This is a genomic window from Pseudomonas syringae group sp. J309-1 (assembly GCF_032582135.1).
GTDB classification, from domain to species: domain Bacteria; phylum Pseudomonadota; class Gammaproteobacteria; order Pseudomonadales; family Pseudomonadaceae; genus Aquipseudomonas; species Aquipseudomonas quasicaspiana.
Genome location: NZ_JAWHNU010000001.1, coordinates 65,960 through 87,447 on the forward strand (window position 1 = coordinate 65,960; position 21,488 = coordinate 87,447).

General features: G+C 57.4%; 22 protein-coding genes, 1 pseudogene and 1 riboswitch. Of the genes and pseudogenes, 11 read left to right on the forward strand and 12 right to left on the reverse strand.

From position 1 onward, the window contains the following. Nucleotides 1–227: 227 nt before the first annotated feature. Both RX972_RS00300 and RX972_RS00305 read right to left on the reverse strand, forming a co-directional pair. On the reverse strand, nt 228–1,904 hold the full coding sequence (locus tag RX972_RS00300; protein ID WP_316872089.1) for a fatty acid--CoA ligase: 1,677 nt from the start codon (nt 1,902–1,904) through the stop codon (nt 228–230). Between the two features lie 270 nt (nt 1,905–2,174). Beyond that, on the reverse strand, nt 2,175–2,804 hold the full coding sequence (locus tag RX972_RS00305; RefSeq protein ID WP_122705654.1) for a LysE family transporter: 630 nt from the start codon (nt 2,802–2,804) through the stop codon (nt 2,175–2,177). Nucleotides 2,805–2,924: 120 nt separating this feature from the next. On the opposite strand from RX972_RS00305, the gene RX972_RS00310 reads away from it, so the two are divergent. From RX972_RS00310 to RX972_RS00320, 3 genes are all read left to right on the forward strand, one after another. Beyond that, nucleotides 2,925–3,890, forward strand: a complete 966-nt coding sequence (locus tag RX972_RS00310) for a 2-hydroxyacid dehydrogenase (RefSeq protein ID WP_316872092.1) — start codon at nt 2,925–2,927, stop codon at nt 3,888–3,890. A 217-nt stretch (nt 3,891–4,107) separates the two neighbouring features. Next, entirely contained in the window at nt 4,108–5,106 is a 999-nt protein-coding gene (locus tag RX972_RS00315; protein ID WP_316872093.1) for a class I SAM-dependent methyltransferase, read from the forward strand. 40 nt (nt 5,107–5,146) lie between these two features. Next, nucleotides 5,147–5,266: riboswitch (yybP-ykoY riboswitch) on the forward strand. An 88-nt stretch (nt 5,267–5,354) separates the two neighbouring features. Further along, nucleotides 5,355–5,939, forward strand: coding sequence for a TMEM165/GDT1 family protein (locus RX972_RS00320; RefSeq protein WP_122808037.1), 585 nt, complete (start codon nt 5,355–5,357; stop codon nt 5,937–5,939). Between the two features lie 111 nt (nt 5,940–6,050). Here RX972_RS00320 and RX972_RS00325 read toward each other — a convergent pair whose 3' ends face one another. Further along, the gene (locus RX972_RS00325) at nt 6,051–6,869 is read right to left on the reverse strand and encodes a M48 family metallopeptidase (RefSeq protein WP_027899536.1); all 819 of its coding nucleotides are present in this window, start codon (nt 6,867–6,869) and stop codon (nt 6,051–6,053) included. A gap of 1,311 nt (nt 6,870–8,180) precedes the next feature. Here RX972_RS00325 and RX972_RS29330 point away from each other — a divergent pair. Together RX972_RS29330 and RX972_RS29335 are read left to right on the forward strand one after the other, a co-directional pair. Further along, nucleotides 8,181–8,384, forward strand: a pseudogene (locus tag RX972_RS29330) (HAMP domain-containing protein); the annotation flags it as partial. 111 nt (nt 8,385–8,495) lie between these two features. Continuing rightward, nucleotides 8,496–9,239, forward strand: a complete 744-nt coding sequence (locus RX972_RS29335) for a methyl-accepting chemotaxis protein (protein ID WP_410478180.1) — start codon at nt 8,496–8,498, stop codon at nt 9,237–9,239. Nucleotides 9,240–9,337: 98 nt separating this feature from the next. Here RX972_RS29335 and RX972_RS00335 read toward each other — a convergent pair whose 3' ends face one another. From RX972_RS00335 to RX972_RS00345, 3 genes are read right to left on the reverse strand one after another with little or no spacing between them, the layout of a single operon-like run. After that, nucleotides 9,338–9,967, reverse strand: coding sequence for an SOS response-associated peptidase (locus RX972_RS00335; protein WP_122705650.1), 630 nt, complete (start codon nt 9,965–9,967; stop codon nt 9,338–9,340). A 57-nt stretch (nt 9,968–10,024) separates the two neighbouring features. Then, nucleotides 10,025–10,297, reverse strand: a complete 273-nt coding sequence (locus tag RX972_RS00340) for a putative signal transducing protein (protein ID WP_027899533.1) — start codon at nt 10,295–10,297, stop codon at nt 10,025–10,027. Continuing rightward, nucleotides 10,297–10,479: a CPXCG motif-containing cysteine-rich protein gene (locus RX972_RS00345; RefSeq protein WP_027899532.1), complete on the reverse strand. Its 183-nt coding sequence runs from the start codon at nt 10,477–10,479 to the stop codon at nt 10,297–10,299. The genes RX972_RS00340 and RX972_RS00345 overlap by 1 nt, the downstream gene beginning before the upstream one ends. A gap of 118 nt (nt 10,480–10,597) precedes the next feature. Between RX972_RS00345 and RX972_RS00350 the strand changes: the two genes are divergently transcribed. Continuing rightward, on the forward strand, nt 10,598–11,761 hold the full coding sequence (locus tag RX972_RS00350) for a 1-acyl-sn-glycerol-3-phosphate acyltransferase (RefSeq protein ID WP_316872097.1): 1,164 nt from the start codon (nt 10,598–10,600) through the stop codon (nt 11,759–11,761). A 150-nt stretch (nt 11,762–11,911) separates the two neighbouring features. Continuing rightward, nucleotides 11,912–12,118, forward strand: coding sequence for a hypothetical protein (locus tag RX972_RS00355; RefSeq protein ID WP_027899530.1), 207 nt, complete (start codon nt 11,912–11,914; stop codon nt 12,116–12,118). 200 nt (nt 12,119–12,318) lie between these two features. Here the strand turns inward: RX972_RS00355 and RX972_RS00360 are convergent, their stop codons facing one another. Further along, entirely contained in the window at nt 12,319–12,900 is a 582-nt protein-coding gene (locus RX972_RS00360; RefSeq protein ID WP_255881353.1) for a YajG family lipoprotein, read from the reverse strand. Between the two features lie 175 nt (nt 12,901–13,075). Between RX972_RS00360 and RX972_RS00365 the strand changes: the two genes are divergently transcribed. Both RX972_RS00365 and mqo read left to right on the forward strand, forming a co-directional pair. Then, nucleotides 13,076–13,309 carry a hypothetical protein gene (locus RX972_RS00365; protein ID WP_316872098.1) on the forward strand — a complete coding sequence of 78 codons (234 nt, stop codon included), beginning with the start codon at nt 13,076–13,078 and terminating at the stop codon, nt 13,307–13,309. A gap of 727 nt (nt 13,310–14,036) precedes the next feature. After that, entirely contained in the window at nt 14,037–15,545 is a 1,509-nt protein-coding gene (gene mqo / locus RX972_RS00370) for a malate dehydrogenase (quinone) (protein WP_316872099.1), read from the forward strand. A 54-nt stretch (nt 15,546–15,599) separates the two neighbouring features. Here the strand turns inward: mqo and RX972_RS00375 are convergent, their stop codons facing one another. The 3 genes from RX972_RS00375 to RX972_RS00385 form a co-directional block, all read right to left on the reverse strand. Next, entirely contained in the window at nt 15,600–15,887 is a 288-nt protein-coding gene (locus RX972_RS00375; protein WP_316872100.1) for a PA4642 family protein, read from the reverse strand. A 67-nt stretch (nt 15,888–15,954) separates the two neighbouring features. Continuing rightward, complete coding sequence (locus RX972_RS00380) at nt 15,955–16,443, reverse strand: hypothetical protein (RefSeq protein ID WP_027899525.1); 489 nt, start codon at nt 16,441–16,443, stop codon at nt 15,955–15,957. Between the two features lie 178 nt (nt 16,444–16,621). Further along, on the reverse strand, nt 16,622–17,179 hold the full coding sequence (locus RX972_RS00385; RefSeq protein ID WP_027902893.1) for a hypoxanthine-guanine phosphoribosyltransferase: 558 nt from the start codon (nt 17,177–17,179) through the stop codon (nt 16,622–16,624). 181 nt (nt 17,180–17,360) lie between these two features. Between RX972_RS00385 and upp the strand changes: the two genes are divergently transcribed. Then, nucleotides 17,361–17,999, forward strand: a complete 639-nt coding sequence (upp, locus tag RX972_RS00390; protein ID WP_027902892.1) for a uracil phosphoribosyltransferase — start codon at nt 17,361–17,363, stop codon at nt 17,997–17,999. Then, nucleotides 17,999–19,276: a uracil-xanthine permease family protein gene (locus RX972_RS00395; protein ID WP_122395490.1), complete on the forward strand. Its 1,278-nt coding sequence runs from the start codon at nt 17,999–18,001 to the stop codon at nt 19,274–19,276. The genes upp and RX972_RS00395 overlap by 1 nt, the downstream gene beginning before the upstream one ends. Nucleotides 19,277–19,430: 154 nt before the next feature. On the opposite strand, the gene hemH is transcribed toward RX972_RS00395, so the two are convergent. Beyond that, on the reverse strand, nt 19,431–20,456 hold the full coding sequence (hemH, locus tag RX972_RS00400) for a ferrochelatase (RefSeq protein ID WP_027902890.1): 1,026 nt from the start codon (nt 20,454–20,456) through the stop codon (nt 19,431–19,433). A 13-nt stretch (nt 20,457–20,469) separates the two neighbouring features. After that, nucleotides 20,470–21,372, reverse strand: a complete 903-nt coding sequence (locus tag RX972_RS00405; RefSeq protein WP_316872101.1) for a TIGR01777 family oxidoreductase — start codon at nt 21,370–21,372, stop codon at nt 20,470–20,472. Nucleotides 21,373–21,488 lie beyond the last annotated feature (116 nt).

Consider the following 21,488-nt stretch of genomic DNA (forward strand, 5'->3'; position numbering starts at 1 on the left):
TATAGCCAGCCCAACGCACTGCTTGATCCCTCTAAAGTGTGATTTGTAGCTTCAAACGCTCTGGGAAGCGCTTGTCGGAGGATTCTTTATTGGCCTGCAAGCACTCGCCGATTCCTTGCTCTTGCAGGACCGGCGTTAGCCGGGAGGGCGGCATTGCTGACGGAAGAAATGTAGCGCCCCCATGTCCTCCCGGCTAAAGCCGGTCCTGCAGGATTGCGTAGACGTTGTCAGAGCGTCGACAAAAAGGCGCTGTTGGTGCTCTGCCATTCGGCGATGTCCAGGCGCATTCGCTTCTTGTCGAGCTTACCGACGCTGGTCTTGGGAATTTCAGTAACAACCGCAATCTGATGCGGGATTGCCCACTTGTTGATGTGCCCCAGCTCAACGAAAGGCTTGAGGTGCTCTTTCAAATCCCTGGCCTCGACGCTGTGCCCTTCACGCAATACCAGCAATGCAAAGGGTCGCTCCCCCCACTGCGGATCCGCGATGCCCACTACCGCAACTTCGCGAACCCCCGGATGGCGACTGCACAAATCCTCCAGCGCCAAAGATGAAATCCATTCACCACCGGTCTTGATCACATCCTTGATTCGGTCGCGGATGTCGATGACACCCATGCTGTCGAGCGTCGCCACATCACCTGTGTGCAACCAGCCGCCGGCCCACATCTCGGCGCCTTTCTGCGGCTCCCCGCAATAACCCTCACTCAACCAGGGCGCACGCAGCACCAACTCACCCATGGTTTCACCGTCAGCCGGGAGGAAGTTGCCGTCTTCGTCAACGATTGCTGCGTCTACCAATACGCCAGGCACGCCGGCCTTGATGCGGTAGGTGATGCGCTCGTCTTCGCTACCCGCACGCAATTCGTCATTCAAATGAGCAACCGAAATCAGCGGGCCGGTTTCCGACATGCCATAAGCAGCCGTCAATTGAATACCCCGCGCTTTGGCCGCCTCATAGAGTGTCCGGTTCAGTGAGCTGCCGCCGATGATGATTTTCCAGCCAGCAAAGTCGACGCCCTGCGCGCTTTTCGCGTTGAGTACCATCTGCATGATGGTCGGCACGCAGTGGGAAAAAGTCACCTTCTCCTTTCGCCACAACTCGACCAGAAACTCCGGGTCGTAACGACCGGGATAAACCTGTTTGACCCCCAGCATCGTCGCCGCATAAGGCATGCCCCAGGCGTGAACATGAAACATTGGCGTGATGGGCATGTAAACATCATTGGTATTCAGCAATCCCTCGATGCTGCCTAAACCAGTGGCAAGTCCCAAGGTGTGCAGCACCAACTGACGATGGCTGAAGTACACGCCTTTGGGGTTGCCCGTAGTGCCGGTGGTGTAAAAAGTGGTGGCGACAGAGTTTTCGTCAAAGTCTTCGAATTCATACTGGTCGCTCGCCTGGGCCAGCAGCGTCTCGTACTCGCCGATCAGGTTCGGCAACTCGGCGGTCTTCTCGGGCAAGTCCGTCAGCAGCAGGGTTTTCTCGACCGTGGTCAGATGCCCGGCCATTGCTTGATACAGGCCGACGAACTCACTGTTGACCAGCACAAACTTATCGTCGGCGTGGTTCATGGTGTAGGCAATTTGATCAGGCGAGAGCCGCACGTTGATGGTGTGAACCACCGCACCAATCATCGGAATGGCGAACATGCACTCAAGGTAACGGTGGCTGTCCCAGTCCATTACAGCAACTGTATCTCCAGCTTTCACCCCAGCCGCGCTGAGTACGTTTGCCAGCCGACAGACGCGCTCAATCAACACTGGATAGGTGTAGCGGACTGAGTCGCGGTAGACAATTTCCCGGGTTTTTTCGTATCGACTGCCTGACATCAATAGCCGCTTGATCAACAGAGGATATTGGTAGGCACCGTCGGCTGGCGGAATAACGCGGGTCTGTAGCATAAGAGTTCCTTTTCAAAGTACACAGGCGTGGCTTGAAATATGGACTCTAGAGCGGTACCTCGCCAGTCAAATCAGCCGAAGGGATGATTTGCGACCCGGATACTGCCTGCTCGATCTGTAAGAGGGACGGTATTTCTGACACCACGCTGTCTGGCAGCAAACATTGGATCTGTAGGAGCTGCCGAAGGCTGCGATGGCGGTGTGTCAGCATAAATGCCTCGCAGCCTTCGGCAGCTCCTACCGTTGTATCGCGTAAGGCAAGAATTTGTATCAATGACTTTCAGTCAGCGCCAGCTTCACCCCCAACGCCACCAGCACACCGCCCATCGCCCGATCAAACCAGTGGCCCATGCGTGCAAAGCCTGCGCGTACGCGCTCCTGACTGAACAGCCGCGCGACCAGACAGAACCAGAGGCCTGTTGCAACCGCCAGATAAACGCCATAACCGGCTTGTACCCACATCGGTGTGTGCGGGTTGATCACCACGGTAAACAACGAAAGAAAAAACAGCGTTGCCTTGGGGTTCAAGCCATTGGTAATGAACCCACTGGTGAATGCACCACGGGCCGTGCGCTCGCCTGCAACAACATTGACCGGCGCATCACCGGCGCTGGCAGGTTTGGCCCGGAGCGCTTTGATGCCGATGTACAGCAGATAAGCCGCAGCAGCCCACTTGAGGGCGTTGAACAATACGATGGACTGCGACACGATCAAGCCAATCCCAAGCAATGAATAGCCGACGTGCAGAAAGATCGCCGTACCCACACCCATGGCGGTATAGGTGCCGGCCTTGCGTCCATGGGCAACGCTTTCACGTACAACCACAGCAAAATCGGGGCCGGGGCTTGCGACAGCGAGCAAGTGGATCAAGGCAACGGTAAGAAACTCAGGCCAGTACATGGGGACACTCCAAAAAATAATCTGACCAAAAGGCAAACTGGTCAGGAATGTAAGCAGACGTTTCGCTCTGGTAGGCTAGCCACATTAAGGCTTCGATACGTCCATTAACAGGTACAGCTGATGAGCAATCAGAGTAAGGCAGTTTTTCTCGACTACACGTCGCTGGATCTTGGCGATCTGGATTTCAGCGAGCTGCGTGAATGCTTCGGTGAACTGACGCTGCACGCCAGCACCAGCGCAGATGAGGTAATCGAGCGCCTGCAAGGCGCACAAGTGGCAATCAGTAACAAGATCGTGATCGATTCCAACACGTTCGCAGCATGCCCTGACCTGAAGCTGGTACTGGTGACGGCCACCGGGACCAATAACATTGATCTTGTGGCGGCCCGTCATCACGGAGTTACCGTATGCAATTGCCACGGTTACGGCACGCCGTCGGTGGCCCAGCACACTTTGATGCTGCTGTTGGCCCTGGCGACCAGCCTGCCCGATTATCAGAAAGCGGTGCAGCAAGGCCTGTGGCAGAAGTCGAAACAGTTCTGCCTGCTGGACTTTCCCATCGTCGAACTGGAAGGCAAAACTCTGGGTTTGCTGGGGCATGGCGAACTGGGTAGCGCCGTCGCGAAACTGGCCGAAGCTTTTGGCATGCGCGTACTGCTGGGGCAAATCCCCGGTCGCCCTGCCCGCCCGGATCGTTTACCACTGGATGAGCTGTTGCCGCAGGTCGACGCGCTCACGCTGCACTGCCCGCTCAACGACGATACCCGCGACATGCTGGGGGCTCACGAGCTCAGCTTGCTCAAGCCTCACGCCTATGTGATCAATACCGCCCGCGGCGGACTGATCAACGAGCAGGCGCTGGCCGACGCCCTGCGTGAAGGTCATCTTGGCGGTGCCGCCACCGACGTACTCACGGTCGAACCGCCTAACGCAGATAATCCGCTGCTGTCAGGTGACATTCCCCGCCTGATCATCACGCCTCACAGTGCCTGGGGCGCTCACGAGGCGCGGCAGCGGATCGTCAGTCAGGTGACTGAGAATGCGCTGGGGTTCTTCGCGGGCAAGCCGGTTCGGATGGTGAGTTAGGTCGCACCACTGTGTCCTGACATCGCATTTTTGCGAGTCAGACACCGAACCTGGAGCGCACGAGCACCGCGAGGCAGCGATAGCGGTATATCAGACAGACCGCCATCGCGGCCTCGCGGTGCTCGTGCGCTCCTACAGATGTATTTCAATTCAAGGGATCGCGCCGCCGTTGCAGGCTCCAAACTGTTAGACTCCGCGCTTTTTCGAGGAGCCCACCATGGACCCGCGCAGTGAAGTGTTACTCCGTCAGGCCGAATTGTTTCAGGGCTCCCTGTTGCTGGCGGGCCTGCCCGCAGACGATTTGCTGGGTCGCCTGCCGAACGCGCAGGGATGGTGCTGGCATGCGGGCGATCAAGCCGCGCTGGACGCTCGCTTCGAAGGTCGCAGCCATTTCGGAGTAACAGCCCCCGAGCAGCCATTCGAGGCCGCCGTAGTGTTTTTGCCCAAGGCGCGAGAACTGACCAACTACTTGCTCAATGCCCTCGCCTCGCGTCTGGCGGGACGTGAATTGTTTCTGGTCGGTGAAAAACGCAGCGGTATCGAAGCTGCGGCCAAACAGCTGAGTCCGTTTGGCCGACCCCGCAAACTCGACAGCGCCCGCCATTGTCAGCTGTGGCAAGTCACCGTTGAAGATGCCCCGAAAGCGGCAACGCTGGAAAGCCTCGCCCAGCACTACGAAGTCGAAATGGAGGATGGCCCACTCAAGGTTGTCAGCCTGCCGGGCGTTTTCAGTCAGGGTCGACTGGATCGTGGCTCGGCATTGTTGCTGCAGAATATCGACAAGCTGCCCAGCGGCAATTTGCTCGACTTCGGCTGCGGCGCAGGCGTGCTGGGCGCTGCGGTAAAACGTCGCTACCCGCACAACAACGTGATCATGCTTGATGTGGACGCCTTCGCCACTGCCAGTACGCGTCTGACCCTTGCTGCAAACGGCCTTGAGGCCGAAGTCCTGACGGGCGATGGTATCGATGCAGCTCCCATGGGTTTGAGCACGATTCTGAGCAATCCGCCGTTCCACGTCGGGGTTCATACCGACTATAAAGCGACCGAGAATCTGCTGAGAAAAGCACGCCAACATCTGAAATCAGGCGGCGAACTGCGACTAGTTGCCAACAGCTTCCTGAAGTACCAACCGATCATTGAGGAGCATTTTGGCGTGTGTGCGATCAAGGCTGAGGGCAACGGCTTCCGGATCTATCGTGCCAAGCGGGCTTGAAAATAAGCACTTGCCGAAAGCGAAAGCTGAAGGCAGAATCCGCTCCGTCCTAGGGGAGTAGTCTCCCACGAGCGCCATGCTCGTCCGGTACGCATCAACATACTTGGTCCTCAGACCATGGTGCGTACGACCCCGAATCCGCTCAGACGGATCGGTGGTTTGACAAGACCTATGACACGAACACCTTACCCGGGGCGGGGAGGCTGTACGTGTCATAGCCGTGTCGACCCGCCCCTTAGGAAAACCTGATGCTGGAATCCCTGTTGGTCCCCACCGCTGTTGTCGCGCTTGCCGAAATAGGTGACAAGACCCAACTTCTTGCCCTTATTCTGGCTGCTCGCTTTCGCAAGCCATGGCCAATCATCGCTGGCATCGTTGCCGCAACCCTGGCTAACCACGCCGCCGCTGGTGCCGTTGGTGCCTGGTTCAGCAGCTTTTTCTCAGACGCTACCCTGCACTGGATTCTCGCCGCGAGCTTCACCGCAACGGCCCTGTGGACGCTGGTTCCAGACAAAATGGATGACGACGAGGCCAATACCGCACGCAAGTTTGGCCCGTTCATGACCACGCTGATCGCGTTCTTCATCGCCGAGATCGGCGACAAGACGCAAATCGCCACGGTCATGCTCGCCGCGCAATATTCCTACCTGTGGCTGGTCATTCTGGGTACGACGCTGGGTATGTTGCTGGCCAACGTGCCAGTGGTACTGGCAGGTAATTTCGCAGCCGAAAAACTCCCGCTGACCTTGATCCGCCGTCTGGCGGCAGGCGCTTTCTTCGTCCTTGCGCTGGTTGCGGTCTACAAGGCGATGCAGGTGAGTGGCTGGGTATAACGACATTGACCTGTAGGAGCGCGCTTGCCCGCGATGGCGTCAGACCAGATAAAAAATTGTCGATCTGACAGGCCCTATCGCGGGCAAGCGCGCTCCTGCCAATGGGCGTACTCAGGATTTTTTGGCAGCGTTATACAACGGCATCACCTTGGGAATTGCGGCTTGCAACGACGCAATACGGCTTTCCGAAGCCGGGTGAGTGCTCATGAATTCAGGTTGTGAACCGCCTGAGTTCTGGGTCATTTTCTGCCAAAGGGTGATAGCGGCATTCGGGTTGTAACCCGCACGGGCTGCCAGCTCCAGGCCGAGCAGATCTGCTTCGTTTTCGTTACCGCGACTGTTAGGCAGCGTCAGACTGTAATTCACCACGGTATCGGCCAGCGCCATGCTGTCCTGCCCCAGGCCCAGAATGGCACCCGCCCCTTGCTTGGCCATCGCAACGCCGTAGGCCTTGGACATCGACTCGCGCCCATGCTCGCGCAAGGCGTGGGCGATTTCGTGGCCCATCACCGCCGCGATCTCATCGTCAGTCAGCTTCAACTTGTCGATCAGACCGGTGTAGAAAATGATCTTGCCGCCAGGGCCGCAGTTGGCATTCAACTCATCACTTTTGATCAGATTCACTTCCCACTGCCACTGCGCAGAATCCGGGCGCAACTTGGGTGCCTGACCGATCAGGCGGTCGGCAATGGCATGCACGCGCTTGGCATTGGCGCTGGTCGTGTCCAGCACGCCTTTGGTCGACGCCTCGCCAACGGTTTCTTTATAGGACTGGGCATACATCTGATTGACCTCATCGGTCGAGAGCATGCTGAACATGTATTGCTTGCGCTCTACACCGACCGAATCGCCACTGGTGGTATTCACGGCCTGACACCCGCCAAGCAGCAAGGCGGCACTCAAGGCACATAGAGCAAATTTCTGACGCATGATGGATCTCCCTTTGAACATGGCGCTCATCCTAGGCGGTGAACGACGGATGCGCCAGATGCTGGCTGACAGCGGCTTTGTCCGCACGGACCCATTATGGTTCCCGCCTGCCTCATACCCGTAAACGACACATCGGCACGATCCACGCCATTTGTCGGACCGTTACTCATGAATCCAGAAATAAATGCCGATAGCGATAGATAGCGTTAAGCCATGCATGGAGCTCTCATGAAGTTCAAATCGATCCAGTCTTCCATCGCAGCGCTGGCGGGTGCGATTGTCCTTTCTGTCGTCGCCGCCCTGGTGCTCTACTCGGTTTTCGCCAACGAACGTACCCAGGAACTGATGGATGAGCGAACTCAGTCCCTCTTCGAACACGTCATGGAACAGCGTCTCAGTGCACTGGTTCAAACCCAGGCCAGCGAGATAAAACGCGAGCTGGAAGCGCCGTTGCTGATCACCGCAGGCCTGGCCCAAGTCAACGCATTGCTGGGCGTTACCGACAAAGCAGGCGAACCACAGCTGAAAGCCAGCCGTGAGCAACTGCTCAACATGCTGCGCCACACCGTAGAACAGAATCCGAAAGTGCTGGGTGCTTACATCGGCTGGGAGCCGAAAGCGCTAAATAATGATGATGCTACCTACGTTGGCTCATCCACCACCGGCGCCGACCCGGCAACCGGTCGCTTCATGCCATGGTGGTATCGCAATACCGATGGATCGCTGGCCCTGGAAAAACTGGCCAGCCTGGAAGACACCAAATTGCTCTCCACCGGTGTGCGCGCCAGCGAGTACTACATGTGCTCGCGCGATACCAAAAAGCCCTGCGTCATTGACCCTGCGCCCTACAAAGTCGGTGACAAGATGGTGATGCTGTCCTCTTTCATTGAACCCATCATGGTCAACGGAACATTTCAAGGCATCGTCGGCGCGGACCTGTCGGTCAACTTCATCCAGGACATGCTGACTACCGCTGACAAAAAACTGTACGACGGCGCAGGTGAGATGGCATTGATCTCCACTGGCGGCTCGCTGGTGGCCTACACCAAAGACGCCAGCAAGCTGGGAGAGAAAGCGACGACCATCCTTGATGCCAACGAAGTCGAGAACCTGAAGAAGATTGCTGCAGGCGAGGTGCTTTACGACATCGACCGGGACCACGGCCACATTGAGGTCTACATGCCCTTCAGTATCGGCACGACCGAAGCGCGCTGGACCTTGATGATTCAGGTGCCTCTTGAGGCCGCCATGACGGACGTGAAGAAGCTTCACGATGACCTGGAAGAGCAACGCAAAGACGACGTGTTCGGTATGGCCTTGGTCGGTCTTATTATTGCTGCACTGGGACTGGTGGTGATTTGGCTGGTGTCCCGCGGTATTGCGAAACCGCTTAAACAAATGGTGCTGATGCTGGACGATATTGCCCAGGGCGAAGGCGATCTGACCCGCCGTCTTAAAAGTGACCGGGTGGATGAAGTCGGCCAGATCGCGATTCGCTTCAATACGTTCCTGAGCAAGCTGCAGGCCATGATCACCCAGGTGGTTGCCTCTGTGCAGAAGGTCAGTGACTCCTCGGAACACACTGCCGACATCGCCATACGCACCAATCAGGGCGTGCATAAGCAAATGTCGGAAATCGAACTGGTTGCCACCGCCGTTCACCAGATGACAGCCACCGCGCAGGACGTCGCCCGTAACGCTACCCAGGCGGCGCAAGCGGCGAGCCATGCCGACGGCGCTGCCAGCCAGGGGATGAAAATCGTACAGAACACCTCGAACTCCATCAGCGCCCTTGCGTCGGAGATCGGCCGCGCTGTAGGGGTGGTTCAGACACTCGCTGCCGACAGTGAAAACATCAACGCGATCCTGACTACCATTCGCGGCATTGCCGAGCAAACCAATCTGCTGGCCCTCAATGCCGCCATCGAAGCCGCTCGCGCAGGTGAGCAGGGTCGCGGGTTTGCCGTGGTTGCCGATGAAGTGCGAAATCTGGCGCAGAAGACGCAGCAGGCGACTCAGGAAATCCAGTCCATGATCCAGCAACTGCAAAACGGCACTCGCCAGGTGGTGCAGGTGATGGAGCAAAGCCAGGGCAAGACAGAAGAAAGTGTCGGCCATGCGGCAGAAGCTGCGCAGGCACTGGAAACCATCACCAAAGCGGTCTCGGTCATCAACGACATGAACACCCAGATCGCCAGCGCCGCCGAAGAGCAGAGCTCGGTCGCCGAGGACATCAACCGTAACGTGACAAACATTGGCGAGGTGGCCAACGAAGTTGCGAGCGGCGCGGACGAGTCCAGCCAGGCCAGTGCAGAGCTGACCAAACTGGCCGAGCAACAGCGGCGGTTGATTAATCAGTTCAAGGTGTAAGGGCCCGCGCGGCAAATGGCTTTAATCTTCCGGATTGAACCCAATCCTGTAACCTCGGTGAGCGCCTGCACGTCCTGTGTTTGTTCCTGAAGCAACCATCACAACGGTGTCAAACACTCCGGCGCGTTTAACTTCGGGTCGTTGACAAGATTTGCCAACGGGCGCTCGCGCAGAGAGGTTTGCGGGGCGGCGAGCAAGGCTTGCAAGGTCGGCAGCGGCGTGTCGGCCGCCAGCCAGTCCTTCTGCCCTTGCGCGTCCAGAATCAACGGACGCCGCTGACTCGCGGCCAGCTGCGTAACCACCGCGACACTCAGGTACGTATGGCCCTGCACCGGATAAGCTTCCCATATCGCTGCAAAAAACAGCGCTGAGCCCTCCCCCGGTGTCAGCCAGAATGGGCGTTTGCGCGTCGTGCCGCGCCATTCATAAAAGCCATTGGCGGGCAGCAGGCAGCGGCGCAAGCGAAAGGCCTCGCGAAACATGGGTTGCTCGGCAATGGTTTCAGCACGGGCATGGGCCGGGGTTCGCGATAGATCAGTCAGCCAGGGTGGCGTCAGTCCCCAACGCGCCCGGGCCAGTTCAAGATCGCCGTCAGTTCCAGCGGTGGCGCGCAACATGAGCACAGAATCTGCTGGAGAGATATTCCACTGCGCCTGTTGGTCAGCCGGAAAACCGGGCAAGGCCGCAAAAGCGGGCGTCCAACGAAACAGCGCATAACGTCCACACATGGGGCAACAAAACTCGTTTGGACGTGCTGAGCGGTGAAGAAAAGGCGCTTACGCCGCTCAACACACCAGCACGTCAGGGAAATTGTCCGGCTCATCACCGGGCTCGCCTCCAGAGAAGGGCAGCGCCGCATTGTACTCAGTGATCAACTGCCGCGCCCGCTCGACCTCATCGTTATCCACCAGCAGGCCCAATAGCCCGAGGGCCGGCAACTCGCCAAGGGCTCCCAGCAAGTGCCCACCGGTCAGGTGCGCTTCAATCCCTTCGCTGGCGAGCATGCCTTGCAACAGTTCGCCTTCCATCAGATTTTCAGGCTCGTAAACTTTCTGCATCACTCGTTCTCGCTGCGAACATCCAGATTCCAGTCTTCACCATCGGTTTGCAGGTCGAATACGATGGGCCGACAGCATACCGGGCAATCCTCAATGTACTGCTGATCACCGCCGGACAGATCCAGCACGGCCTCAACAGGCTCACCGCAGTAAGGGCAGTCGTAACTCTGAATTTCCTGCATCGCGGTCTCCGGGTTCAGTTGTGCGTATAATCGCGCTCTTTGAAGGCTCCGACAGAGTCTGGACGCAATTTCCAGACCCGGCCTCCCCTATTTTTGTCACCCTTAACAAGAGAGCATGATGGGCGAATTTGATGCCATCCGACCTTACAACGACGCTGAAGTCTCAGCGGTACTTGAGCGTTTGCTCAGCGACAAAGAATTTCTATCGATCCTGACCCGCTTCCGCTTCCCTAAACTGGCGGGCGCTTTGGGCTGGGCATTACAACCGATCATTGCCCGCAAACTGCGCCGTCAGTTCGTTGGTATCAATTCGGTCGCTACTTTGCAGGACAAGGTCGAGTACTACGTCGATCACACCATTGAGCGCGCTACCGACGGTGTGACCTACACCGGTGTCGAGCAGTTCAAATCCGGCAGCGCCTATCTGTTTCTGGCCAACCACCGCGACATCGTGATGGACCCGGCCTTCGTCAATTACGCGGTTTACCACGCTGGCCTGCCAACACCGCGCATCGCGATTGGCGACAACTTGCTGCAAAAGCCGTTTGTCAGCGACCTGATGCGCCTGAACAAAAGCTTCATCGTGCACCGTTCTATCGCCGGGCGTCGCGAAAAGATGGCGGCTTATCAGTTGTTATCGGCTTACATCAACCACTCGATTCGCAATGACTGCCAGTCGATCTGGATTGCCCAGGCCGAAGGCCGTGCCAAGGACGGTGATGACCGTACCGAGTCGGCGATCCTCAAGATGTTTCACATGAGCCGCAAGGACGAGCCGTTCGCCGAGGTGATCAAGTCACTGAACCTGACGCCAGTGTCGATCAGCTATGAGTACGATCCTTGCGATCAGGCCAAGGCCCGGGAGCTTTATATTCGCGCTACTACCGGCAGTTACACCAAAGTGCCGGGCGAAGATGATGTCAGCATCGCCTTGGGTATCACCGGCTATAAAGGCCGTGTCCACGTGAACTTTGCTCCGCCCATTACCGAGCTGTTCGAAGACACCAAGGCGCTGGCTACGGAAATGGACCGGCAGATTCTCGGTGGCTACCGCCTGTTCCCGGTGCATTACCTGGCGTATGCACAATGGGCCGATGCGGACGCGACGCTCGATGTGCCCCTGGCCAAGGATGTATTTGCCGCGCCGGAGCTGGCAAAAGCTCAGGAAGAATGGCAACGCCGTCTCGACGAGTGCCCGGCAGAGCACCGTCCTTACCTGATCCAGCAATACGCGACGCCGGTGCGCAATCAGTACCGGGTCAAGGCTGGTATCCCGCTCTGATCCTGCTGATGGTAAAAAGGCGCTGATATTCAGCGCCTTTTTTACGCCCGAAACTTGTCAGACAATTTTCATTATCGTCATGTGAACGTAACCTGATCCGGGCACTGTATGGCTCCTTCGAGGAAGAACTTCGACCCAATGGAGCTTCACATGCTGCACGCCAAAAACCAGGACCGCCTTTATCTGATTGCCCCGAGCGATGAACAGGAAGCCTTGATCGACGCATGGTCCTTCAATGTTCAGGATCGTCACTGGCTCGTGTATTGCGCCCTTGGTGGTCACCAGCACCACGACCTGCCAGACATGGATCTGCAGACGGGATTCAGCTTTCTGGATTTTTATCAGCAGGCGGCTTGATCGCTTTCTAATCCTGTAGGAGCCAACTTGTTGGCGAAGCGGTGTTTCATCAGGCAATGATTTGTTGGCTCTACTGGCCTATCGCGAACAAGTTCACTCCTACAAAAGACCGCGCTCAGATCAACTTCCTGCTGCTCCTTGGCGCAAAAAAGCCCGGCATCTCGTGAGAGAGCCGGGCTTTTTTTACAACAGCGCAGGTTTTACTGAGCCAGCGTGTTGCCGATGGTCTGATCCTGGAACAGACGCGTCAGGGCATCGCTCAACACGTCGCTGACCAGACGGGTATTGGTTTCCTGATTCGGCGCCATGCCGAAACGCTGATCCAGCGAAGCGGCATAACGACCGGCGTAAGCGCGGCCATTGTTCTTCACTTCGGCACGGAATGTAGTGCTGATAGTCGCTTCAGTCACATACAGGCCTTCTTTCGGGGATTGGTACTTAAGATCCGCCAGAGTAATAGTCAGCTGTGGACCGCCGCCGTTAGGCGACGGGGTGAAGCCCAGCAACCGCACGGCAGCTTCTGCCTGAGCCTGCAGCTTGGGCACTACGTCAGCACTGGATACGCTAACGGCGCTGGTTTCCGGATACATGCCACCGCGAGTACCCAGGGTCGGGCTCGGGCGACCATCGACCACACGCACCATCACAGGCTGACCACGACCTACCGGCGCCAGCTGGGCGTTCAGCTTGGGCTGCGGGCTAAGTTGTTGCGGGCTGTGGGCACAGCCAACCAGAGTCAGACTCGTTACAGCAAGCAAACCAAACAAAATGCGACGCAGCATGCTCATCTCTCCAATGGGCCAGGCACTAAATGTGCCGCAGTATAGCGGCCTCCCAGCACCGCCAACCAGTGAAAATCGGACCGCGCCAGACATGCAATGGTTCAGCAACACCTACGTCACGATGGTGTCATGTGCGGTGTGCAGAATTGCGCCTAAACCAATCGGGAGCCACCCCATGGACTTTATCTGGTCACTCTTTGCTGCTCGCCCCCAGTACCGCAACTACGCGCGCATCGATCAACGTGGCGTTTGCTGCGCTTTCAAGCAGTGCACCCAGCCACCAGCCGGCCAGGACTGGGTTGAAGTCACGGAGCAGAATCTGTCCTGGCTGAACAAGCCACTGCCCCTCAATGCCCGCATCACCCGCCGCGCCGGACAACCTGCAGCCCGCCAGTTGCACATGGCCTGACTGCAAACCGAATAAAAGTCACTTAATACGATCAATTCCTGTCGTTTCATCGCTATAATCTTCCCCCGATTATAAGGACGTCTCCTGATCGGGCCTCGCAGCATGGCTAATCCCCGGATTAGCGCCTTCGTAATGCCCACAGAGAGCCGCCCACACAGGTCACGATTACGCAGATGCGCGTGTTGATCGGTGCTGACGGGCTCGAATATTTTGAATCCGTATCGCTCGCCAACACGCCGGATCGCATGTCTCTGACCTGCCGGTGCTGCCATCGCGCAGCCCTTTTGAGGTTGAGGTTCGCGTCTCCAAAAGAGCGCGGAAAAACGGGTTTCACTACTTCACAAGAGTGTGGCGAGCAAATGAACAGGTACGCGTTTGTAAATGCACCATTAGCATCTGACCCAGCCATTTTGAACAGGATCGATTGCTGCTGCGCAGCCTCCACGACTGGAGTCTGAAGCCTGTCCGCTACGGATTTGGTTGCACAACGGATGCCTTGACGATAGTCGAATGGCTGACCGGGCTGAAAAATGCGTTCATGCTGACTTGATGAATTCAAGCCCGTTTGGTGGCCTCCGTTGATGATGCGAAGAATTGCGAAGAATCGGACATGCAGATCCTGGCCAGGATTATCGGGACACAACTTTGAACAAAGTCCCGCTACCAGGCATCTGACCTCAGGATCGTATGCCGTCAATTTGGTGCTGCAGATTTTGGAGACGCGTTAATGGCGCATAACGAAGCAGTCGATGTGGTATTGGTTGGGGCGGGCATCATGAGTGCCACCCTCGCCGTGCTGCTCAAGGAGCTCGACCCCGGCCTCAAGCTGGAAGTCGTTGAGCTGATGGACTCTGGCGCTGCGGAGAGTTCCAACCCGTGGAATAACGCCGGTACCGGCCATGCGGGTCTGTGCGAACTCAATTACACCCCGCCGGCAGCTGATGGTTCCATCGACATCAAGAAAGCCGTGCAAATCAATACCCAGTTCGAGGTTTCCAAACAGTTCTGGGCTTACCTGACGCAAAAAGGCACCTTCGGCTCCTCGAAGAGCTTCATCAGTGCAGTGCCGCACCTGAGCTTCGTGCAGGGCGAGAAAGGCATCGCCTTCCTCAAGACCCGCTTTGAAGCCATGCGCACGCACCATGCGTTCTCGTCCATGGAATACACCGAAGACAAGGCGACCCTGGCCGAGTGGATGCCGCTGATGATGCCCGGCCGCCCTGCCAACGAGCAGATCGCCGCAACGCGGGTCATGAACGGCACCGACGTCAACTTCGGCAACCTGACCAATCAACTGCTCAAGCACCTGAGCAGCGGTCCGGATGCACAGGTCAAGTACAGCAAGCGGGTCACCGGCCTGAGCCGAAAAGGCGCTGGCTGGAGCGTCAGCATCAAGGACGTGAACAGCGGCAGCACCCGTGAAATCGACGCGAAATTCGTGTTCCTGGGCGCAGGTGGCGCGGCGTTGCCGTTGCTGCAGATGTCAGGCATCGAGGAAAGCAAAGGTTTTGGCGGCTTCCCGGTCAGCGGCCAGTGGCTGCGCTGCGACAATCCTGAAGTGGTCAAACACCATCAGGCCAAGGTCTACAGCCAGGCAGCGGTTGGCTCGCCGCCAATGTCTGTGCCGCACCTGGACACCCGCGTCGTCGACGGCAAGAAATCCCTGCTGTTCGGACCTTACGCCGGTTTCACCACCAAATTCCTCAAACACGGCTCGTTCCTCGACCTGCCGCTGTCGGTACGTCTCGCCAACATCAAACCGATGCTGGCCGTGGCCCGCGACAACATGGACCTGACTAAATACCTGGTCAGCGAAGTCATGCAGTCCATGGAACAGCGTCTTGAATCCCTGCGCCGCTTTTATCCCGAAGCGAAAGCCGAAGACTGGCGCCTGGAAATTGCAGGCCAGCGCGTGCAGATCATCAAGAAAGACCCCAAGAAAGGCGGCGTTCTGCAATTCGGTACCGAACTGGTCTCGGCCAAGGACGGTTCCCTTGCCGCACTGCTGGGTGCTTCGCCAGGAGCTTCGGTCACCGTTTCGATCATGCTGGACCTGATCGAGCGCTGCTTCCCGGAAAAAGCCCGCGGTGAGTGGGCAAGCAAACTGAATGAGATCTTCCCGGCCCGGGAAAAAGCTTTGGAAACCGACGCGCAGCTTTACGAGCGGGTCAGCACCCAGAACAACGAGCGCCTGGAACTGGTCGAGAAACACAGCGAAGCACACAGCATCGCCTGATTCTGCCGGTAAAAAAAAACGCCCCTCGGGGCGTTTTTTTTGACCGAAAAAACCTCAACCGCGAGCTTTTTCGATCAGCTCAATGTACTCGTCGGCGTTACGCTGGTCCTTGATCGTCGCAATGAAATCATTGCCTTGCTCGTCCTTGCCATCCAGGTCGTAACCGGCCTCAAGGAAGAACACCAGAAAGCGCTCGAAATCATTGACCCGCAAACCGCGGTAAGCCTTGATCAGCTTGTGCAAGGATGGCGAAGTAGCGTCAACCGGTTCGAAGAGCAGGAACGCTTTAACCTGCTCGTCACCGATCTCATCACCAATCAACTGCTTTTTATCTTTACGCATTGCGTACTCCAACTGGATCGCTGACTTGTTAACCGGCGGGCAGTTTACCCCTCGCCCGGCAAAAGCCTCAACGAGTACGCACCGCCCCAGTGTGCAGGTCGGCCCAGATATGGCCGTTGGCATAGCTCAGGAACTGGCAGTAAAGCTTCTCGTTGCGCAGCAGATCCATCAGTGTTCGATATTGCGCGACCGGGTAATAGAGATTGAGCACGCGGCTCTTGTCATCAAAGACCGGTTTCTTCAGGCTTTTGCTCTCGCCATCGAAATGAATCAGCACCTCATTGATCGTAGCGCCCTTGTTCATTGGCTTGCCTTTGAGACGCAGCAGTACCGGGGCTGTTACGGGGATTGGTGTTTGATTGGACTGACGCTGATTACCCACCACGACCGAGTACTCGGTGATCTGCAGCAATTGCTGCTGTTCGGGTTCCCCTTCACGCAGATTCAGGTCGTCTGGCGGCAGGTATTGGGCGTGCATGGGTTCAGCTGAAACAGGCGCTGCAACTGGCAGGCAGCACAACAGCGCGAGTGTTGCGCTACGGATCAAAAGCTTCATTTCGACTTCCCGCAAGGACAGGGCTGGCACTTTAGCATGCGGAAAGTCTGATCTCCGCGGGCAGGAGATCCTGTGGGAGCGAATTCATTCGCGAATGCGTTATCAAAGCCGGCCACTGTGCGTTGAATGTACCGGCCTCTTCGCGAATGAATTCGCTCCCACAAAAACACGTCCGCTATTACATCCCTTTAACCGCATAAATCCCGGCAGCATTGCGCCAGTAACCCTTGTAATCCATGCCATAACCGAAGATGTAACGGTCAATGCATGGCAAGCCTACGAAATCGGCTTTCAGGTCAGGACGCGCTTTGCGGTCATGGTCTTTGTCGATTAAAACGGCGGTGTGCACCGCTCGGGCACCGGCATGTTTGCAGAAGTCGATGATCGCGCCCAGGGTGTGACCTTCGTCGAGGATGTCGTCGATGATCAGCACGTCGCGGTCGATGAACGAAACTTCGGGCTTGGCCTTCCAGAACAGATCGCCGCCGCTGGTTTCATTGCGGTAGCGGGTAGCGTGCAGGTAGGACGCTTCCAGCGGGAAGTTCAAGTGCGTCAGCAGCTTGCCGGAGAAAATCAGGCCGCCATTCATCACGCAGAATACGACCGGATTGCGGTCAGCCAGCTCGGCATTGATATGCGCACCGACGCGAGCAATGGCCGCTTCGACTTCAGCTTCTGTGTACAGGCAGTCGGCTTCGCGCATGATTTGACGGATATGCTCGAGATCAGCGGACATGGCGCTCTCCTGGGGGCAGTGTAAGAAAAGCGGGCAAAGGTACGCATCCGCTCCAGTCAGGGCAAGCAATTCTGGACTAACGTGTCAGGAATTGTCTGAAAACACCGCAAGGCACGTAGGACAGTAACAGCTGAATAGATTAACCTAGGCCGTTTTTTTGCCCACGCCGGAGCTTTTTCCTATGCCTATTCGTGAGATCCGCCATCCGCTGATCCGCCACAAGCTCGGCCTGATGCGCCGCGCCGATATCAGCACCAAGAACTTCCGTGAGCTGGCTCAGGAAGTCGGTGCCCTGCTCACCTATGAAGCCACCTCCGATCTGCCGCTGGAGACCTACGATATCCAGGGTTGGGCGGGTACTGTCCCGGTCGAAAAGATCGCAGGCAAGAAGATCACTGTCGTACCGATTCTGCGCGCTGGTATCGGCATGCTCGACGGCGTGCTCAGCCTGATTCCGGGCGCCAAAGTCAGCGCCGTGGGTGTGGCACGCAACGAGGAAACCCTCGAAGCCCATACTTATCTGGAGAAACTGGTTCCGGAAATCGACGAACGTCTGGCCATGATCATTGACCCGATGCTCGCTACCGGCGGATCGATGGTTGCCACGATCAACCTGTTGAAAAAAGCCGGCTGCAAGGAAATCCGTGCGATGGTGCTGGTTGCTGCGCCGGAAGGTATTGCAGTAGTTGAAGCCGCCCACCCGGACGTCATGATCTACACCGCCTCCATCGACGAACGCCTCAATGAGCACGGCTACATCATCCCGGGCCTTGGCGATGCCGGTGACAAGATTTTCGGCACCAAGCAAAAGGACGCGTGATGAGGCAGGACGAGTTCAACGATCCACTGTGGCGCACCGTGCTGTCCGGTGCGCAGATGCTCTTCGTGGCATTCGGCGCGCTGGTATTGATGCCGCTGATCACAGGGCTGGACCCTAACGTCGCACTATTTACCGCTGGCCTGGGTACATTGCTGTTTCAAATCGTCACCGGGCGTCAGGTGCCGGTGTTCCTGGCGTCGAGCTTCGCGTTCATCACTCCCATTATTCTTGCCAAAGGCCAGTTCGGTCTTGCGGCAACCATGGGTGGGGTCATGGCGGCAGGTTTCGTCTATACCTTCCTCGGCCTGGCCGTGAAGATCAAAGGCACTGGCTTCATTGACCGACTGCTGCCGCCGGTGGTTATCGGTCCGGTGATCATCTCCATCGGCCTGGCGATGGCACCCATTGCCGCGAATATGGCCATGGGTAAAAGCGGCGACGGCGCGGAACTGATTCCATACAGCACCGCGATGCTGATCTCGATGCCTGCGCTGCTGACCACGTTGATCGTGGCCGTGTTCGGCAAGGGCATTTTCCGTCTGGTGCCGATTATCTCCGGCGTACTGGTGGGCTTTGCGCTGTCGTTCTACTTTGGCGTCGTCGACACGGCAAAAATCGCCGGGGCGCCCTGGCTCGCTTTGCCTGCGTTCACCGCTCCGGAGTTCAACTGGCAGGCGATTCTGTTCATCGTCCCTGTGGCGCTGGCGCCCGCCATTGAGCACATCGGCGGCGTGATCGCAGTGGGCAGCGTGACGGGCCGTGATTACCTGAAGAAGCCTGGCCTGCATCGCACGCTATTCGGGGACGGCATTGCTACCACTGCGGCGGGCCTGTTTGGCGGCCCACCCAACACCACCTACGCCGAAGTCACGGGCGCAGTGATGCTGACCAAAAACTACAACCCGAAAATCATGACCTGGGCGGCTGTGTTTGCGATCACCCTGGCATTCATCGGCAAGTTCGGTGCGCTGCTGCAAAGCATTCCGGTGCCGGTGATGGGCGGGATTCTCTGCCTGCTGTTCGGTTCGATTGCGGCGGTGGGCATGAACACCCTGATACGCCACAAGGTCGACCTGGCCGAAGCCCGCAACCTGGTGATCGTCTCGGTGACGTTGGTGTTTGGTATCGGCGGCGTGTTGATCGGAACGGGCAACGGCCCGGACGATTTCGGCCTGAAGGGTATTGCCCTGTGCGCGGTAACAGCTATCGCGCTGAACCTGCTATTGCCGGGCAATGACGGGTGGAAGAACAAGCATCTGGATGATCAGTTGCCATAACGATCCGGTTACCTGTGGGGATGTGGCCAGGTGGGAGCGAATTCATTCGCAAATGCGGCAGAACAGACGGTAGAAATATGTCGAATGTACCGGCCTCTTCGCAAATGAATTCGCTCCCACAATTGGGCACCGCATTTCAGGTCCCGAAATCCTCTTACAACATCAATGGCGCCCGCTCGCACAGTTTGTTCAATGCCGCGGCCCAGTTCGGGTCATCGTTCAGGCACGGTATCAAGGTCAACTCCTCTCCCCCGGCAGCCTTGAACTGCTCCGCACCGCGATCACCGATTTCTTCCAGCGTTTCGATGCAGTCCGCAACAAATGCCGGGCACATCACCAGCAACTTCTTCACGCCCTGAGCAGCCAGTTCTTCCAGCCGCGCTTCGGTGTAGGGTTCGATCCACTTGGCCCGGCCCAGTCGCGACTGGAACGACACCGACCACTTGCCATCGGCAATGCCCATCTGCTTCGCAAACACGGCTGCCGAACGCAGGCATTGTGCGCGATAGCAGGTAGCAAGTACTTCTGGCGAAGCGTTCTTGCAACAGTCGGCATCCTTGAAGCAGTGATTGCCGGTTGGATCAAGTTTGGTCAGGTGTCGCTCGGGCAAACCGTGGAAGCTCAGCAGCAGGTGATCATGGGGCTGCTCAAGATGAGGTTTTACGCTTGCAACCAAAGCGTCGATATATTCCGGCTGATCATAAAACGCCTGCAGTACAGAGAACTTCACGTTCAGTGACTTGGCCTTCACAACCCGTTTGGCCTCCTCGATCACCGTAGTCACCGTACTGTCGGCAAACTGCGGGTAAAGCGGAGCCAGGGTAATTTTGCTGATGCCCTGAGCTGCCAATCGGGTCAGCACGGTTTCAATGGACGGCTCACCGTAACGCATGGCCAGTTCAACCGGGCCTTGTGTCCATTCTTTAGTCATGGCCTGGTGCAAACGCTTGCTCAGCACCACCAGCGGTGAGCCTTCGTCCCACCAGATCGAGGCATAGGCATGGGCGGACTGCTCAGGTCGCTTGATCAGGATCAGCGACACCAGCAGCCGACGAACCGGCCACGGCAAATCAATGACGTAGGGGTCCATCAGGAACTGGTTGAGATAACGGCGAACATCAGCCACAGACGTGGAGGCTGGTGAACCCAGATTGACCAGCAACAGCGCGTGATCGGTCATGCAACATCCTATTTCAGTGGCGGCCGAGGAAATCGTCCAGGGCGGCGTGCAGTTCAGTAAATTTGAATGTGAAACCGGCCTCTTCCAGTCGGGCAGGTCGAGCGCGTTGACCGCCCAATAGCAAAACAGACAATTCGCCTAACAGGATTTTCAAGGCCAGTGCAGGCAACGGCATGAAGGCAGGACGGTGCAGGACACCGGCAAGTGTTTTGGCAAACTCATGATTGCGGACCGGGTGGGGAGCGCAAAGATTATAGGGGCCCTGCGCGTCACTCTTGTGCAACAGAAAATCAATCGCGGCGATTTGGTCTTTGATGTGTATCCACGGCATCCACTGCCGACCGTTGCCGATGGGCCCGCCCATGCCGAATTTGAAGGGCGGCAGCAGCCGCTGCAACAGACCGCCATCACTGGAGAGCACAAGGCCGGTCCGAATGATCACCACTCGCACGCCCAGGGCCTCGGCTCGCTGCGCGGTTTCCTCCCAGGCGTCGCACAGATGACTGGCGAAATCTTCTTTCACCGGCAGAGAAGTTTCGTCCAGCTCACGCTCGCCACCGTCGCCGTACCAACCCACTGCCGAGCCACTGATCAGCAGCTGTGGCTTCTGCGAACGTTGCTCCATCCAGCTCAGCAATTGCTCGGTCAAACCAATACGGCTGTCCCACAATTGGGTTCGGCGCTTGCGCGTCCAGGGCCGGTCAGCAATGGGCGCACCTGCAAGATTGACCACCGCGTCCAGCGGTTGATCATTCAACTCACTGAGTTGGGCGATACCTCGCACTCCGCTGCCACACAATCGCGGTACTTCATCAGGCCTGCGGCTCCAGACCGTGATCTGATGACCCTGTTGAGTCCAGAACTGGCAGAGTTGTCGTCCTATCAGACCAGTACCGCCGGTCAGCAATATGTGCATGGCAGGTTTCCTTGCGTGGCGTTCACGAGCTTTCGGTAGTCTATTTTTTATGCGTCAACAGATGGCTTATGAACCATAGGCCAAACATTGCCATGAAGCGTCCGGACTGTCCGTAT

What these genes read in the sequence shown, in the direction of transcription:
- RX972_RS00300 (WP_316872089.1), bottom strand. Translation starts at nt 1,904, where the DNA reads ATGCTACAGACCCGCGTTATTCCGCCAGCCGACGGTGCCTACCAATAT.
- RX972_RS00305 (WP_122705654.1), bottom strand. Translation starts at nt 2,804, where the DNA reads ATGTACTGGCCTGAGTTTCTTACCGTTGCCTTGATCCACTTGCTCGCT.
- RX972_RS00310 (WP_316872092.1), top strand. Translation starts at nt 2,925, where the DNA reads ATGAGCAATCAGAGTAAGGCAGTTTTTCTCGACTACACGTCGCTGGAT.
- RX972_RS00315 (WP_316872093.1), top strand. Translation starts at nt 4,108, where the DNA reads ATGGACCCGCGCAGTGAAGTGTTACTCCGTCAGGCCGAATTGTTTCAG.
- RX972_RS00320 (WP_122808037.1), top strand. Translation starts at nt 5,355, where the DNA reads ATGCTGGAATCCCTGTTGGTCCCCACCGCTGTTGTCGCGCTTGCCGAA.
- RX972_RS00325 (WP_027899536.1), bottom strand. Translation starts at nt 6,869, where the DNA reads ATGCGTCAGAAATTTGCTCTATGTGCCTTGAGTGCCGCCTTGCTGCTT.
- RX972_RS29335 (WP_410478180.1), top strand. Translation starts at nt 8,496, where the DNA reads ATGTCGGAAATCGAACTGGTTGCCACCGCCGTTCACCAGATGACAGCC.
- RX972_RS00335 (WP_122705650.1), bottom strand. Translation starts at nt 9,967, where the DNA reads ATGTGTGGACGTTATGCGCTGTTTCGTTGGACGCCCGCTTTTGCGGCC.
- RX972_RS00340 (WP_027899533.1), bottom strand. Translation starts at nt 10,297, where the DNA reads ATGCAGAAAGTTTACGAGCCTGAAAATCTGATGGAAGGCGAACTGTTG.
- RX972_RS00345 (WP_027899532.1), bottom strand. Translation starts at nt 10,479, where the DNA reads ATGCAGGAAATTCAGAGTTACGACTGCCCTTACTGCGGTGAGCCTGTT.
- RX972_RS00350 (WP_316872097.1), top strand. Translation starts at nt 10,598, where the DNA reads ATGGGCGAATTTGATGCCATCCGACCTTACAACGACGCTGAAGTCTCA.
- RX972_RS00355 (WP_027899530.1), top strand. Translation starts at nt 11,912, where the DNA reads ATGCTGCACGCCAAAAACCAGGACCGCCTTTATCTGATTGCCCCGAGC.
- RX972_RS00360 (WP_255881353.1), bottom strand. Translation starts at nt 12,900, where the DNA reads ATGCTGCGTCGCATTTTGTTTGGTTTGCTTGCTGTAACGAGTCTGACT.
- RX972_RS00365 (WP_316872098.1), top strand. Translation starts at nt 13,076, where the DNA reads ATGGACTTTATCTGGTCACTCTTTGCTGCTCGCCCCCAGTACCGCAAC.
- mqo (WP_316872099.1), top strand. Translation starts at nt 14,037, where the DNA reads ATGGCGCATAACGAAGCAGTCGATGTGGTATTGGTTGGGGCGGGCATC.
- RX972_RS00375 (WP_316872100.1), bottom strand. Translation starts at nt 15,887, where the DNA reads ATGCGTAAAGATAAAAAGCAGTTGATTGGTGATGAGATCGGTGACGAG.
- RX972_RS00380 (WP_027899525.1), bottom strand. Translation starts at nt 16,443, where the DNA reads ATGAAGCTTTTGATCCGTAGCGCAACACTCGCGCTGTTGTGCTGCCTG.
- RX972_RS00385 (WP_027902893.1), bottom strand. Translation starts at nt 17,179, where the DNA reads ATGTCCGCTGATCTCGAGCATATCCGTCAAATCATGCGCGAAGCCGAC.
- upp (WP_027902892.1), top strand. Translation starts at nt 17,361, where the DNA reads ATGCCTATTCGTGAGATCCGCCATCCGCTGATCCGCCACAAGCTCGGC.
- RX972_RS00395 (WP_122395490.1), top strand. Translation starts at nt 17,999, where the DNA reads ATGAGGCAGGACGAGTTCAACGATCCACTGTGGCGCACCGTGCTGTCC.
- hemH (WP_027902890.1), bottom strand. Translation starts at nt 20,456, where the DNA reads ATGACCGATCACGCGCTGTTGCTGGTCAATCTGGGTTCACCAGCCTCC.
- RX972_RS00405 (WP_316872101.1), bottom strand. Translation starts at nt 21,372, where the DNA reads ATGCACATATTGCTGACCGGCGGTACTGGTCTGATAGGACGACAACTC.